This is a genomic window from Marinobacter sp. JSM 1782161, from assembly GCF_011421605.1.
Taxonomy (GTDB): Bacteria; Pseudomonadota; Gammaproteobacteria; order Pseudomonadales; family Oleiphilaceae; genus Marinobacter_A; species Marinobacter_A bohaiensis.
In genome coordinates this window covers 60117-73890 of the sequence record NZ_WSSA01000004.1, presented here as the reverse complement: position 1 = coordinate 73890, position 13774 = coordinate 60117, and the positions used below count along the sequence as shown (strand labels likewise).

Genomic DNA, 13774 nt, shown 5'->3' with positions numbered 1-13774 from the left:
AATTTTTTGAAGGTTCATGCATATGAGTGCACGCAAAGGTAATATGAGACGTCTGGGAGCACGGCTGGCACTGGTGGTTGCCCTGTTGATCACGGCCGGTTGCGTCAGTCCGTCCCTGAACGATTACGCCGGGCGCGAGCCGACACTCTCCCCGCGCGGATTTTTCAACGGCGCACTGACGGCCCGGGGCGTGGTCAAAGACTACAGCGGCACGGTCATCCGCACCTTCGACGCGGATATCGAAGCCAGTTGGGACAGCGCGGGTGTGGGCACGCTGGACGAGGTATTCCGCTTCGATGACGGCGAGGTGCAGACCCGCACCTGGACGCTGACCCCGGACGGCGATGGCTATCGGGCGACCGCCGGGGACGTGGTGGAACCGGGACACATGAGCTGGCGTGGCAACGCCATCCACATGAATTACGTGCTGCGAGTGCCGTACGGGGACGACACCATCGATGTCCGCATGGACGACTGGATGATTGCCGTCACGCCGGACACGGTGATCAACGAAACCCGCATGAGCAAGTGGGGCGTGACGGTGGGCGAGCTGGTGCTGGTGATCCAGCGGCGGAGCCCCTGAGGCCGCCCGGACCGATGGAAGGACGTTATGGGAAAACAGATCCTGATCGCAGTGGCCGTCCTGGTCATTGCCGCGGCCGGCGCCGGTGGCGTCTGGTGGCAGCAGAGCACCGAGGCGTCGGGCCAGCAGGCGGCCCGACCCGCCAGCAAGGTGAATGTGGTCTATCCGCGCATGGCCGAGGTGCAGGATGTGGTGGAATCCGTCGGTACCCTGCAGGCGCGTGAGGATGTGGTGCTCAGTGCCGAAGTCAGCGGTCGGGTGGTGGCGCTGGCTTTTAACGAGGGCGCCGCTGTGGATAAGGGGCAGCTGCTGGTCCAGCTCGACGACCGCCAGGCCCGCGCCGACCTGCAGGTGGCCGAAGCCCAGCTGCGCGATGCCCGCACCAAGTACGATCGCGCCTCGCGCCTGCAGGGCCGCGGCAGTATTTCCCAGTCCGAGGTGGACGAGTTGCGCACCGCCCTGAGCGTGGCGGAGGCCCAGCGTATCGCCGCCAGCACCCGCCTGGATAACCACCGCATCGGGGCGCCGTTTGCCGGTGTGGTTGGCCTCACCGATGTCAGTGTCGGCACCTACCTGGATGCCGGCGACAGCATCGCCACCCTGGATGCCATTGACCCGATGGAGCTGACGTTTTCCATTCCCGAGCGTTACCTGGGCCAGATCAGCATGGGCCAGACGCTGCGGGCGGGTACCGCCGCCTATGCCGGGCGTTCTTTCGACGGCGCCCTGTCGGAAATGGACTCCCGGCTTAACCCCCTGACCCGCTCGCTGCCGGTCAAGGCGGTGATCGACAACCCGGACGGCGTGTTGCGGCCGGGACTGTTCATGGCCGTGTCCCTGACCCTGGACACCCGCCGTGCGCTGGTGATTCCCGAGCAGGCGGTGATGACCCGCGGCGACAGCCAGTACGTCTTCCTCGCCGTGGACGGCCAGGCCCGGCGCCAGCCGGTGGAGCTGGGCACCCGCTCGCCCGGCCGGGTGGAAGTGGCCAGCGGCCTGAGCGAATCCGATGCCGTGGTCATTACCGGCCAGGATCGACTCAGCAGCGGCGACGCCGTGGAAGTCATCGAAGGCGAGAACGCCCTGATCGGCGGTGGCTGGCCGGACCGTCAGGAAGGCTGACCATGATCCTCTCCGATGTGTCCATCAAGCGACCGGTATTCGCCACGGTCATCAGCCTGTTGATCCTGGTGTTCGGCATCGCCGCCCTGCGCGGGCTCCCGGTGCGTGAATACCCCGACATCGACCCGCCCCAGGTGTCCATCGCCACCGACTACACCGGCGCGGCCGCGGAAGTGGTGGACACCCAGATCACCCAGGTGATCGAGGGTGCCATCAGTGGCGTCGAGGGTATCCGTTCCATCGAGTCCAGTACCGAGCAGGGCGAGTCCCGCACCTCCATCGAATTCACCACCGATCGCGACATCGACGTGGCCGCCAACGACGTGCGCGATGCCATCGCCCGGGTGGCCGACGAACTGCCGGACGAGGCCGACGCGCCGGTGGTGCGCAAGGCGGATTCCGACGCCCGCCCGATGATGTGGGTCACCCTGCAGAGCGACGAGTGGGACGCCGCCCAGCTCAGCGATTTCGCGGAGCGGGTGCTGGCCGACCGGCTGTCGGTGCTGGACGGGGTGGCGGACGTGCAGATCGGCGGCGAGCGCCGCTACGCCATCCGCGTCTGGCTGCAGCGGGAGAAGCTGGCTTCCCACGACATTACCGTGTCGGAGGTGGAATCGGCCCTGCGCGCCAATAACGTGGAACTGCCGGCCGGGTCCATTGAGTCCACCAACCGCGACTTCACCGTGCGCGCCGAGGGGCGCTTATCCACCGTGGACGAGTTCCGCAACCTGGTGATCCGCCGCGACGGCAACGACCTGCTGCGCCTGGGCGAAGTGGCCAATGTGGTGATGGGGGTGGAATCCGATACCAGCCGCCTGCGCGCCAATGGCCGTACCGCTATCGGCATGGGCATCATCCGCCAGTCCAAGGCCAACACCGTGGCGGTGTCCGACCGGGTGCGGGCGGAAATGGAGCACATCCGCGAAACCCTGCCGCCGGAAGTGTCGATCCGCCAGAGCTACGACGAGTCCATCTTCATCCGCGCCTCCATCCAGGAGGTGATGATCACCCTGGGCATCGCCATCTCCCTGGTCATCCTGGTGATCTTCGTTTTCCTGCGTTCCTGGCGCGCCACCCTGATTCCGGCGGTGACCATCCCCGTGGCGGTGATCGGCGCTTTCATCGGCCTGGGCATCATGGGCTTTTCCATCAACGTGCTGACGCTGCTGGCAATCATCCTCGCCATCGGCCTGGTGGTGGACGACGCCATCGTCATGCTGGAGAACATCCAGCGCCGCATCGACAACGGCGAACCGCCGTTGCTGGCGTCCTACCTGGGGGCGCGGCAGGTGGCCTTCGCCGTGATCGCCACCACTCTGACGCTGGTGGCGGTGTTCGTGCCCATTTCCTTCATGGGCGGCAACATCGGCCGGCTGTTCGGGGAATTCGGCTTTACCCTGGCCAGCGCGGTGATCGTCTCCAGCCTGGTGGCGCTGACCCTGGCGCCGATGCTCTGCTCCAAGTGGCTCAGGCACAGCCCGGAAACCGCCGAGGGCCATCGCCTGTGGGCGTTCTCCGAGCGTCTGTTCAACGGCCTCAACCGGGGCTACGAACGCCTGCTCAAATTCTCCCTGCGCCAGCCGGGCCTGGTTCTGGGGCTTGGCCTGGCGGGCATCCTGCTGTCGGCGCTGATTTTCCCCAGCCTGCCCCAGGAGCTGGCACCCACCGAGGATCGCGGCGTCATCATCATGCCCACCAAGGCACCGCGCGGATCGACGGTGGAGTACACCGATCATCACGTGCGCCAGATCGAGGAACGCCTGCTGCCCTACCTCGAGCAGGGTGTGGCGGACCGTCTGCTGGCCATCGTCGGCTTCCGCGATGAAGCGGATAACGCCTTCCTGATCCTGGGGCTGACGGACTGGGCCGAGCGCGACATCAAGCAGCAGGACCTGAGTGCCCAGCTGTTTCCCAAGCTGGCGGAAGTGCCCGGCGTGCGCTCGGTGGCGGTCAACCCGCCGGGGTTGGGGCAGCGCGGTTTCAACCAGCCCATCGAGTTCGTGATCGGCGGGCCGGATTACGACACGGTGCAGGCCTGGAGCGAGGAAATCCTGGAACGGGCCAAGCAGAATCCCAATCTGCTCAACCTGGAGACCGACTTCGAGCTGACCCGGCCGGAGCTGCGGGTCAGCCTGGATCGCCAGCGTGCCGCCGATCTCGACGTTACCGTGCAGGATGTGGGCAATACCCTGCAGACCATGCTGGCCTCGCGGCAGGTGACCACTTACATTGACCGGGGTCGGGAGTACGACGTGATCCTGCAGGCGGCGGACGCCGACCGGGCCACGCCCTCCGACCTGAACAACATCTTCCTGCGGCCCCGGGACGGCGGCGAGCTGATTCCGCTGGGCGCGCTGGTCAACCTGCAGGAAATCGGCGCCAACCCGGACCTGCGCCGCATCGACCGGCTGCCGGCGGTGGTGATCAGCGGTTCGCTGGCGCCGGGCTACGACCTGGGGTCGGCCCTGGCCTACATGAACCAGCTGGCTGTGGATAACCTGCCGCCGGAGGCGCGCATCAGCTACAAGGGCCTGAGCCGGGAGTTCGAGGAATCCTCCAACGCCATCTACATCACCTTCGTGCTGGCGTTCATCATTGTCTTCCTGGTGTTGGCGGCCCAGTTCGAGAGCTGGATCCACCCGCTGATCATCATGCTGTCGGTGCCGCTGGCGGTCACCGGCGCGCTCATGGCCCTTTGGTGGTCCGGCATCAGCCTGAACATCTACAGCCAGATCGGGATCATCATGCTGCTGGGGCTGATGGCCAAGAACGGTATCCTGATCGTGGAGTTCGCCAACCAGTTGCGGGATGAGGGCCGCAGCGTCCACGACGCCATCGTCGAAGGCGCCATCCTGCGCTTCCGGCCGGTGCTGATGACCACCATTTCCACCATTTTCGGCGCGGTGCCGCTGGTGATCGCCACCGGCGCGGGCGCGGAAAGTCGGGCGGCCATAGGCGCGGTGGTGCTGGGCGGGCTGATCTTCGCCACCACGCTGACCCTGTTCATCATTCCGGTGCTGTACAACCTGATCGCCCGCTTTGCCAAGTCCACCAACGCGGTGGAAAAGGCGCTGGAGGCGGAAATTCGGGGGCAGGGGAGCACCGGCACCCTGGCCGGGTCGGTGCAGTCACCGCGGCGGGACGAGACCTGACGTTTTATCCACAGGTCCGGTTATTCACAGGCTGTCGGGGAAATCCAGCTGGCCGTCGAACAGCTCGTTGGGGTGCAGGTCGACACAGAACACCTGGGTCGTGCCGTGGCGGGTGATGCTGGCCGACAGCGTGATGGTGCGCACGGCATCCGGCAGGGCCACGTAGGGTCGGCTGACGTTGATCTTGCCGGGCTGCTCCAGCGCACGCCGGAAGTACTCCCGATGTGACCAGCAGGCGCCGCTCGACTGATAGAGCGGGTTGAATCGCGTGGTGTGGCGCACCCGCGTCTCGCTGGCCAGGCCGCCTTGCTGAATGCCGTCGGCATCCAGGATAAAGCAGCGCTTGATGCCGCGCAGTTGCAGCAGCCCCGCGCAGGCATCGGCCAGGATGTCATGGCCGGCGATGCGCTGGCAGGCCTCCAGCACGGCCAGGCGCAGGCTGTCCAGATAACCCGAATGCTGATAATCCGCCTGGCGGTTGTGGCGCTGGACCACCGCCAGGTGCTCGGCGAAGTCCAGTTCCGGAGCGGTGCGTGGTTTGTCCAGCGGCGTCGGGTAGCCGAACAGGAAACCCTGCAGCAGGTCAGCCCCGGTGGCCAGGGCGATGCGCGCCTGGTCCGGGGTTTCGATGCCTTCGATCAATACCAGGCTGCCGCTCTCCCGGATCAGGCTCACCAGCCCGTTGAGCAACTGTCGGGCGCGCTGATGCACCTCGGCATTGACCAGCAGGCTGCGGTCGATCTTGATGATCTGCGGCTCCAGCTGCCACACCCGCTCGAAATTGGAATCACCGATCCCAAAGTCGTCCACCGCGATCTGGAAACCCCAGGCTCGGGCCCGCTGTACGAAGTCGAGCAGTTGGGCCTTGTTGTCGGTGGCGGTTTCCACCAGTTCCAGCACCACCTGGGCGGGATGCAGATCATGGTCGAGACAGGCCTGCTCCAGGTGTGCCAACGCCTTTTCCGGCTGAACGCAGTTGGCAGGGCTGATGTTGAGGAACAGCCAGGTGTCGGGTTGGTGCTGGGTGAAGGTCCTGATGTGCAGCGACTGCAGACGCCGGTCCAGGCATTCGGTCTGGTGCAGCGCCTCAGCCTGCTGGAACACCTCAAGGGGAGCGATGGCTTCGCCGTCACGGTTGGCGCGCATCAGTGCTTCGTAACCCACCAGACGCTGGTGCGTGGGACTGAAGATGGGCTGGAACACGGATGTGTAGTCATAGTCCCGCAGTGGCTGGCGGGTGGTGCGGTTGAACGTGGCTTTCAGTGAAGCGACATACGACATGGATGCTCTCTTAGTGCCGGACAACACCGGTTCCGGTCACACGGCGCAGGCAAGGCACTCCATCGCGCTCGGTTGTGTTTTGGGTGTTCGCTTTGATCGTGCCGGGCATATCGTCCAATGCTCGTCCTGAGATGGGATGATATGACGGGTTTCCCAACCGATAACCAATGCGAACGCCATGCCACGGTGATCAAACTCTGACGGCACCCGCGCCATTCGGGTGTCAAATAAACGTTGTCTGGTGTGTCAGACGCTGAACTCGGTTCGCAAATGCATTTTTATGGTGCAGCAGCCCCTGACGAGTGCGGGTGCTGATCGTCCGGCCGGGCGTGAGTTGCGGCGGCGCAGGCGTTACCGCACACTCCTGCGTTGATAAAAACGGACTTTCCGGCCTTGACGGCCCCTGAAAAAGAAAACAAAGGACCACCACGCATGGCGGATCAAAGCCAGTTCCGGCTGATGGGGCAGCGACGTTTCCTGCCGTTCTTCCTGACCCAGTTCCTGGGCGCCCTCAACGACAACTTCTTCAAGAACGCGCTGCTGTTCCTGATCACCTACGGCGTGGCGCGCGGCCTGCTGGGGTTATCCACAGACGTGGCGGTGAACCTGGCGGCGCTGCTGTTCATCCTGCCGTTCGTCCTGTTTTCCGGCATTGCCGGGCAGGTGGCGGACAAGTACGACAAGGCGCGGGTGATTCGCTGGGTCAAGGCGGCGGAGATCCTGATCATGCTGGTCGCTGCCGTGGGTCTCTGGCAGGGCTGGTACGAGGTGATGTTCCTCCTGCTGTTCCTGATGGGCACCCAGTCGGCGTTCTTCGGGCCGGTGAAATACGCCATCCTGCCCCAGGTGCTGCGGGACGACGAGCTGGTCGGCGGCAACGCCCTGGTGGAGATGGGCACCTTCGTCGCGATCCTGCTGGGCATGCTGCTGGCGGGCGTGGTCATGGCCGGCGCCGACGCGGTGCACTGGATCGCGATCGGCGTGCTGGTGATGGCGGTGCTGGGGTATCTGGCGGCGCGGCAGGTGCCGTCGGCATCCGCCGCCTCGCCGGACCTGACGCTGCGCCTGCAGCCGCTGCGGGAGACCTGGCGCCTGATCGGCATCGCCCGGGAAAACCACGCCGTGTTCCAGGGCATCCTGGCCATTTCCTGGTTCTGGTTCCTGGGCGCGGCCTATCTGACCCAGTTCCCCAACTTCGCCAAGGTCGACCTGTTGGGGGACGAAACCGTGGTGACCCTGCTGCTGGCGGTGTTCATCATCGGCATCGCCCTGGGCTCGATGCTGTGTGAGAAACTCTCCGGCCACCGGGTGGAGCTGGGCATTGTGCCCATCGGGTCGCTGGGCCTGAGCCTGTTCGGTCTGGATCTGTACTTCAGCGTGCCGGCGGCGCCAGTGGAATCCACCTGGATGAGCCTGCTGACCAGCGCCTCCGGTCTGCGGGTGCTGGCGGATCTGCTGGGCGTTGGGCTGTTTGGCGGCTTTTTCATCGTGCCGCTCTACGCGTTCGTTCAGCAGCGGGCCGAGGCCGCCAAGCGGGCCCGGGTGATCGCCGCGCTGAACGTGATCAACGCCCTGTTCATGGTGGTCAGTGCGCTGGTGGGCGCCCTGATGCTGGGCCCGTTCGGGCTGAGTATTCCCGAATTCCTGCTGGTGCTGTCCATTGCCAACCTGGTGGTGGCCGGTTATGTCTACGCCCAGGTGCCCGAGTTCGCCCTGCGTTTCATCATCTGGTGCCTGTCGCACACCATCTACCGTGTCCGTCACGAGGGGCTGGAACACATCCCGGACGAGGGGCCGGCCATCCTGGTCTGCAATCACGTGTCCTACACGGATCCGCTGGTGATTGCCGGGGCGGTGCGTCGGCCGGTGCGGTTCATCATGGACGAGCGGATCTTCCGCTCGCCGTTGCTGGGCTGGTTCTTCCGTCTGGCCCAGACCATTCCCATTGCACCGCGCAGCAAGAAGCCCGAGGTCTACGACGCGGCCCTGCAGAAGGTGGCGGAGGAACTGGAAGCGGGCAACGTGGTGTGCATTTTCCCGGAAGGCAAACTCACCACCGACGGCGAGATTGACCGCTTCCGCCAGGGCATCGAGACGCTGGTGGAGCAGACCCCGGTGCCGGTCGTGCCCATGGCGTTGCAGGGGCTCTGGGGCAGCGTCTTCAGTCACAAAGGCGGTACCGCCGGCACCCATCCACCCAAGCGATTCTGGTCGCGCATCGGGCTGGTGGCCGGGCCAGCCTGGGAACCCGGACGGGTGAGCGCCGCGGACCTTGAGGACGCGGTGAAAACCCTGCGTGGAGGGCGAGCGTGAGTGGTCCCGGCGGGTAAGCGTTTACCCCCATGCCGATCGCCGCTTTTCGGTCGGGGGCGTTTGTGCAGAGGGTACGCCCGGGGTTGTGGATAAAAGCATGAATAACCTTGAAGAAGTCGTGGGAAAGTGACTTTTTATTTTATTTATATCAATGAGTTATTGTTGTTATTTGGCCGTTTGGGACTTGGCCGCAGTGTGGATAAGTTTTTTGAAAAGTTTTCTTAGGTGCGCCTCACAACCAGTTGAGCCGCCAAGCAATTTTTGCGAATTGAAAGGTGTTTATTCCCAAAGGCTCTAAGGGCTGGTTAAAAAGTATTCAGAACCCCTGCAATTTGCCCGACGTAAGCGGTATACTTCGCACCCATTTTGTTCAGGAACTTCTGGCTGAATCAGAGGTTCCCCATTCCCATGAGGTGTATTGTGGAGTTCCCGGATCGTTTCGATGTCATCGTAATCGGCGGCGGCCATGCCGGTACCGAGGCTGCCCTGGCGGCCGCGCGGATGGGATCCCGTACGCTGCTGCTGACCCACAACATTGAGACCCTGGGCCAGATGTCCTGCAACCCCGCCATCGGCGGAATCGGCAAGAGCCATCTGGTCAAGGAGATCGACGCTCTCGGGGGCGCCATGGCGCAGGCCACGGATCTGGCCGGTATCCAGTTCCGGGTGCTCAATTCCCGCAAGGGACCGGCGGTGCGCGCGACCCGCGCCCAGGCCGACCGCGTGCTCTATAAAGCCGCCATCCGCGAGGTGCTGGAAAACCAGCCCAACCTGACCATCTTCCAGCAGGCCGCCGACGATCTGATCGTCGAAGGCGACCAGGTGCGTGGCGTGGTGACCCAGACCGGTATCCGCTTCAGCGCCGCCAACGTGGTGCTGACCACCGGCACCTTCCTGGGTGGGGTTATCCACATGGGGCTGAAGAACCACGCCGGCGGCCGTGCCGGCGATCCCCCCGCGATTGCCCTGGCACAGCGCCTGCGCGAACTGCCGTTCAACGTCGGTCGCCTGAAAACCGGCACGCCGCCGCGCATCGACCGTCGCAGCGTCGATTTCTCGGTGATGCAGGAACAGTGGGGGGACGACCCGACCCCGGTCATGTCCTTCCTGGGCTCCCGCGACCAGCACCCGGAGCAGGTGTGCTGCTACGTGACCCGCACTACCGAGGAGACCCACGACATCATCCGCAGCGGCTTTGACCGCTCGCCCATGTTTGCCGGCGACATCGAGGGCGTGGGCCCGCGCTATTGCCCGTCCATCGAGGACAAGGTGAACCGCTTCGCGGACAAGGACTCGCACCAGATTTTCGTCGAACCGGAAGGCCTGACGGTCAGCGAGCTGTACCCCAACGGCATCTCCACCAGCCTGCCGTTCGATATCCAGCTCAAGGCGGTGCGTTCGATCCCGGGCTTCGAGAACGCGCACATCACGCGTCCCGGCTATGCCATCGAGTACGATTACCTGAACCCGCAGGACCTGCGCCACACGCTGGAAACCAAGTTCATCGGCGGGCTCTACTTTGCCGGTCAGATCAACGGCACTACCGGCTACGAAGAGGCCGGCGCCCAGGGGCTGCTGGCGGGCATCAACGCTTCGCTGCGGGCGCAGGAAAAAGACCCCTGGTACCCGCGCCGGGACGAGGCCTATCTGGGCGTACTGGTGGACGACCTGATCACCATGGGCACCTCCGAGCCGTACCGCATGTTCACCAGCCGCGCGGAATACCGTCTGATCCTGCGCGAAGACAACGCCGATCTGCGCCTGACCGAGACCGGCCACAAGCTGGGTCTGGTCAACGAGGACCGCTGGCAGCGCTTCAACACCAAGCGCGAGGCCATCGCCACCGAACGTCAGCGACTGGACAAGACCCACGTGCATCCGAACACACCGGAAGCCGAGCGGGCCAACCCATACCTGAACAAGGCCCTGCACAAAGAGCACACCCTGGCGGATCTGCTGCGCCGGCCGGAAATCACCTACGCCCACATCGCCGAGATCAGTGGCGAACAGGCAGAAGAGATCGTCGCCGGCCAGGTCGAGATCGAGGTGAAGTATGAAGGGTACATCTCGCGCCAGGAGGCGGAGATCGATCGCCTGCGCCGCAACGAGAACCTGCCGCTGCCGACCGATCTGGATTACGACGCGGTGGGCGGTCTGTCCAACGAAATCAAGCAGAAGCTCAAGGATGTGCGCCCGGAAACCGTGGCCCAGGCCTCACGCATCCAGGGCGTGACGCCGGCGGCGATTTCCCAGTTGCTGGTGCACCTCAAGAAGCGGGATCTGCTGCGTAAGCAGTCCGCATGAGCGGCGCTGTCGACAACGCCTGGCCCAGGCAGTTGCGGGCCGGGCTCGACGAGCTGGGGCTGGAGCTGGACGAGGCCGTCCAGCAGCGGCTGCTGGACTTCCTGGGGCTGCTGCAGAAGTGGAACCGCGCCTACAACCTGACGGCGGTGCGCGAGCCGCACGAGATGGTGTCGCGCCAGTTGCTCGACAGCCTGGCGATCCTGCCCTATATCAAGTCGGAACACCTGCTCGACGTGGGCGCCGGTGGCGGGCTGCCGGGCATTCCGCTGGCCATCGTCTGTCCCGGGCGGCAGTTCACCCTGCTCGACAGCAATAGCAAGAAAACGCGATTCCTGACACAGTGCGTGCTGGAGTTGGGGCTGGATAACGTCACCGTCATCCACGCCCGTGCCGAAGATTTCCAGCCCGGGCAGGGGTTTGAGCAGATCACCTCGCGGGCGTTCACTGCGCTGGAGAATCTGGTGGCCTGGTGCGGGCACCTGTTGGCGCCGGACGGCCACTTCCTGGCGATGAAGGGGCAGTATCCCACCGAGGAACTGGAAGCCATGCCGGCGGACTGGCGGCTGGATCGCAATGTCGAGCTGGCGATTCCCGGTTGTGAGGGGGCACGTCACTTGCTTATCATTGATCGCGTTCGGACGACAGGAGGCTAACCATGGCGCGAATCATCGCGGTCACCAACCAGAAGGGCGGCGTGGGCAAGACCACGACCTGCGTCAATCTGGCGGCCTCCCTGAGCGCCACCAAGCGCCGCGTGCTGCTGGTGGACATGGATCCACAGGGCAACGCCACCATGGGCAGCGGCGTGGACAAGAACGCGCTGGCCCTGTCCGGCTACGACGTGCTGACCAAGCGCCAGTCGGCGGCGGATGTCATCATCCACGCGGACGCCTCCGGCTTCGACATCCTGGCGGCCAACGGTGATCTGACCGCGGCGGAAGTGGAGCTGATGAACGAGATCGGTCGCGAGCACCGCCTGCGCCTGCAGCTCAACAGCGTGCGCGACCGTTACGATTTCATTCTGGTGGATTGCCCGCCGTCGCTGAACCTGCTGACCGTGAACGCGCTGTCGGCGGCCGACAGCGTGCTGATCCCCATGCAGTGCGAGTATTACGCGCTGGAAGGCCTGGCGGCGTTGATGAACACCGTCGAGCAGATCCAGGAGACGGTGAACCCGGACCTGGAACTCGAAGGCATCCTGCGGACCATGTACGATCCGCGCAACAGCCTGACGCTGGACGTCTCCGCCCAGCTCAACGAGTACTTCGGCGACAAGGTCTACAAGGCCGTGATCCCGCGCAACGTGCGGCTGGCGGAAGCGCCCAGCTACGGGGTGCCGGCGCTGAAGTACGACCGCACTTCCAAGGGCGCAATTGCCTACCTGGCGCTGGCCGGCGAGATGGTCCGGCGTAACGGGCAGCAGCGCAAGACCCAGCCGGTGGCGGTGTAATGCCTGACCGGACTGAGGCTTCGATGACTCTGACAGAAGAATGACGGACAAGATGGCGGCGAAAAAACGAGGATTGGGCGAACGCGGACTGGGCGCCTTGCTGGCGGGCTCGAAGGTCAACCTGGATGGCGACGAGATCCGTGAGCACGACGGCGAGCTGCGGGACATCCCCGTCGACCTGATCCAGCGCAGCCGCTACCAGCCGCGCCGGGACATGGACCAGGACGCGCTGCAGGAACTGGCCGACTCCATCCGTCAGCAGGGTGTGATGCAGCCGGTGGTGGTGCGTCCGCTGGCGGAAGGCCGTTTTGAGCTGATCGCCGGCGAGCGGCGCTGGCGCGCGACCCAACTGGCCGGACTGGACCAGATCCCTGCCATCATCCGCGATGTGCCGGACGAAGCCGCCATCGCCATGGCGCTGATCGAGAACATCCAGCGCGAGAACCTCAACCCCATCGAAGAGGCCTTCGCCCTGCAGCGCCTGCAGGAAGAGTTTGGCCTCACCCAGGCCCAGGTGGCAGAGGCGGTGGGTAAGTCCCGCACCACCATCACCAACCTGCTGCGTCTTATCGGCCTGACCGAGGACGTGCGGGTGATGCTTGAGCACGGTGATCTGGAAATGGGGCACGGTCGCGCCATGCTGACCCTGCCGCCTGAACTGCAGGGCCAGGCCGCACGTCAGGTCGTCTCCAAATCCCTCTCCGTGCGCCAGACCGAAGCCCTGGTGCGCAAGCTGCAGCAGGAATCGCCAAACCAGAAAGCCGGTGCCAAGCCGGCGCTCGATCCCAATATCCGCGCCCTGCAGGATGACCTTGCCGAGCGCCTCGGGGCCCGTGTAGCCATCAGTCACGGCCAGCGTGGTAAGGGCAAACTGGTGATCGAATACAGCAGCCTCGACGAGCTGGATGGCATCCTGGGCCATATCAAGTAAGTCGCCGTTTCCCGCTATTTCCTGAATGTTCTGTGAAAAACACTACATGTTGTGGGTGAATGAATTATCCACAACCATGGGTGCCATTTCTTCGTGCGCGCTGTATCGCAGGTGCTCGTTAACTGGGCAGATTTGTTGATTCGCCCATTTTGAAAACATATAATCTGCGGCGCTTATGCAGGTGGATTGGTAATCAGAAACGGCCATTATTTTCTCGGGACGGGCATGGCAAAAGCTAAAAAAAACGGTATCTACCGTCCCCCCGTTCTCCGATGGCTACTGTTCCAGGCCGGCGTTGTCTTGTTTGTGGGTCTGGTTTTTCTGTTCAAAAGTAAGGTTGCCGGTTATTCCGCCATTCTGGGAGGCTTTATCTTCGTTCTCCCCAACACGTTTTTCGCCCTCAAGGCATTTCGCTATGCCGGGGCACGGTCTGCCAGGCAGACGGTCAGTTCGTTTTATCAGGGAGAGGCTGGAAAGCTTGTCCTGTGCGCCATCCTGTTCACGATGGCCTTTAAATGGATTCAGCCACTTGATGTGGCAGCACTTTTTTTAACATTTGCGATCATGCTGGTGACAAACTGGCTGACGCCTCTCATCATGAGCGGCGGACCGCAGCGACGCTAACAGGACTCGAGAGA

Annotated in this window: 10 protein-coding genes; 9 read left to right on the top strand and 1 reads right to left on the bottom strand. The window is 64.0% G+C overall.

Going from position 1 to position 13774, the window contains the following annotated elements:
- The first annotated feature begins 43 nt into the window (after positions 1-43).
- From GQB00_RS16725 to GQB00_RS16715, 3 genes are read left to right on the top strand one after another with little or no spacing between them, the layout of a single operon-like run.
- Positions 44-583: a DUF3833 domain-containing protein gene (locus GQB00_RS16725; protein WP_407657904.1), complete on the top strand. Its 540-nt coding sequence runs from the start codon at positions 44-46 to the stop codon at positions 581-583.
- Between the two features lie 27 nt (positions 584-610).
- The gene (locus GQB00_RS16720) at positions 611-1705 is read left to right on the top strand and encodes an efflux RND transporter periplasmic adaptor subunit (protein ID WP_165857168.1); all 1095 of its coding nucleotides are present in this window, start codon (positions 611-613) and stop codon (positions 1703-1705) included.
- Positions 1706-1707: 2 nt separating this feature from the next.
- A complete protein-coding gene (locus tag GQB00_RS16715; RefSeq protein WP_165857167.1) occupies positions 1708-4857 on the top strand; it encodes an efflux RND transporter permease subunit in 3150 nt (1049 codons plus the stop codon).
- Positions 4858-4881: 24 nt separating this feature from the next.
- Here the strand turns inward: GQB00_RS16715 and GQB00_RS16710 are convergent, their stop codons facing one another.
- Positions 4882-6138, bottom strand: coding sequence for an EAL domain-containing protein (locus tag GQB00_RS16710; RefSeq protein ID WP_165857166.1), 1257 nt, complete (start codon positions 6136-6138; stop codon positions 4882-4884).
- Between the two features lie 432 nt (positions 6139-6570).
- On the opposite strand from GQB00_RS16710, the gene GQB00_RS16705 reads away from it, so the two are divergent.
- From GQB00_RS16705 to GQB00_RS16680, 6 genes are all read left to right on the top strand, one after another.
- Positions 6571-8451 carry an MFS transporter gene (locus GQB00_RS16705; protein WP_165857165.1) on the top strand — a complete coding sequence of 627 codons (1881 nt, stop codon included), beginning with the start codon at positions 6571-6573 and terminating at the stop codon, positions 8449-8451.
- Positions 8452-8868: 417 nt separating this feature from the next.
- The gene (gene mnmG / locus GQB00_RS16700) at positions 8869-10755 is read left to right on the top strand and encodes a tRNA uridine-5-carboxymethylaminomethyl(34) synthesis enzyme MnmG (protein ID WP_323127308.1); all 1887 of its coding nucleotides are present in this window, start codon (positions 8869-8871) and stop codon (positions 10753-10755) included.
- Complete coding sequence (gene rsmG / locus GQB00_RS16695; protein ID WP_165857164.1) at positions 10752-11408, top strand: 16S rRNA (guanine(527)-N(7))-methyltransferase RsmG; 657 nt, start codon at positions 10752-10754, stop codon at positions 11406-11408. Before mnmG ends, rsmG begins: the two co-directional genes overlap by 4 nt.
- A gap of 2 nt (positions 11409-11410) precedes the next feature.
- The gene (locus GQB00_RS16690) at positions 11411-12205 is read left to right on the top strand and encodes a ParA family protein (RefSeq protein WP_111498387.1); all 795 of its coding nucleotides are present in this window, start codon (positions 11411-11413) and stop codon (positions 12203-12205) included.
- 52 nt (positions 12206-12257) lie between these two features.
- Positions 12258-13136 carry a ParB/RepB/Spo0J family partition protein gene (locus GQB00_RS16685; protein WP_111498475.1) on the top strand — a complete coding sequence of 293 codons (879 nt, stop codon included), beginning with the start codon at positions 12258-12260 and terminating at the stop codon, positions 13134-13136.
- A gap of 225 nt (positions 13137-13361) precedes the next feature.
- Positions 13362-13760 carry a F0F1 ATP synthase subunit I gene (locus GQB00_RS16680; RefSeq protein WP_165857163.1) on the top strand — a complete coding sequence of 133 codons (399 nt, stop codon included), beginning with the start codon at positions 13362-13364 and terminating at the stop codon, positions 13758-13760.
- Positions 13761-13774: the final 14 nt, after the last annotated feature.

What these genes read in the sequence shown, in the direction of transcription:
- GQB00_RS16725 (WP_407657904.1), top strand. Translation starts at nt 44, where the DNA reads ATGAGACGTCTGGGAGCACGGCTGGCACTGGTGGTTGCCCTGTTGATC.
- GQB00_RS16720 (WP_165857168.1), top strand. Translation starts at nt 611, where the DNA reads ATGGGAAAACAGATCCTGATCGCAGTGGCCGTCCTGGTCATTGCCGCG.
- GQB00_RS16715 (WP_165857167.1), top strand. Translation starts at nt 1,708, where the DNA reads ATGATCCTCTCCGATGTGTCCATCAAGCGACCGGTATTCGCCACGGTC.
- GQB00_RS16710 (WP_165857166.1), bottom strand. Translation starts at nt 6,138, where the DNA reads ATGTCGTATGTCGCTTCACTGAAAGCCACGTTCAACCGCACCACCCGC.
- GQB00_RS16705 (WP_165857165.1), top strand. Translation starts at nt 6,571, where the DNA reads ATGGCGGATCAAAGCCAGTTCCGGCTGATGGGGCAGCGACGTTTCCTG.
- rsmG (WP_165857164.1), top strand. Translation starts at nt 10,752, where the DNA reads ATGAGCGGCGCTGTCGACAACGCCTGGCCCAGGCAGTTGCGGGCCGGG.
- GQB00_RS16690 (WP_111498387.1), top strand. Translation starts at nt 11,411, where the DNA reads ATGGCGCGAATCATCGCGGTCACCAACCAGAAGGGCGGCGTGGGCAAG.
- GQB00_RS16685 (WP_111498475.1), top strand. Translation starts at nt 12,258, where the DNA reads ATGGCGGCGAAAAAACGAGGATTGGGCGAACGCGGACTGGGCGCCTTG.
- GQB00_RS16680 (WP_165857163.1), top strand. Translation starts at nt 13,362, where the DNA reads ATGGCAAAAGCTAAAAAAAACGGTATCTACCGTCCCCCCGTTCTCCGA.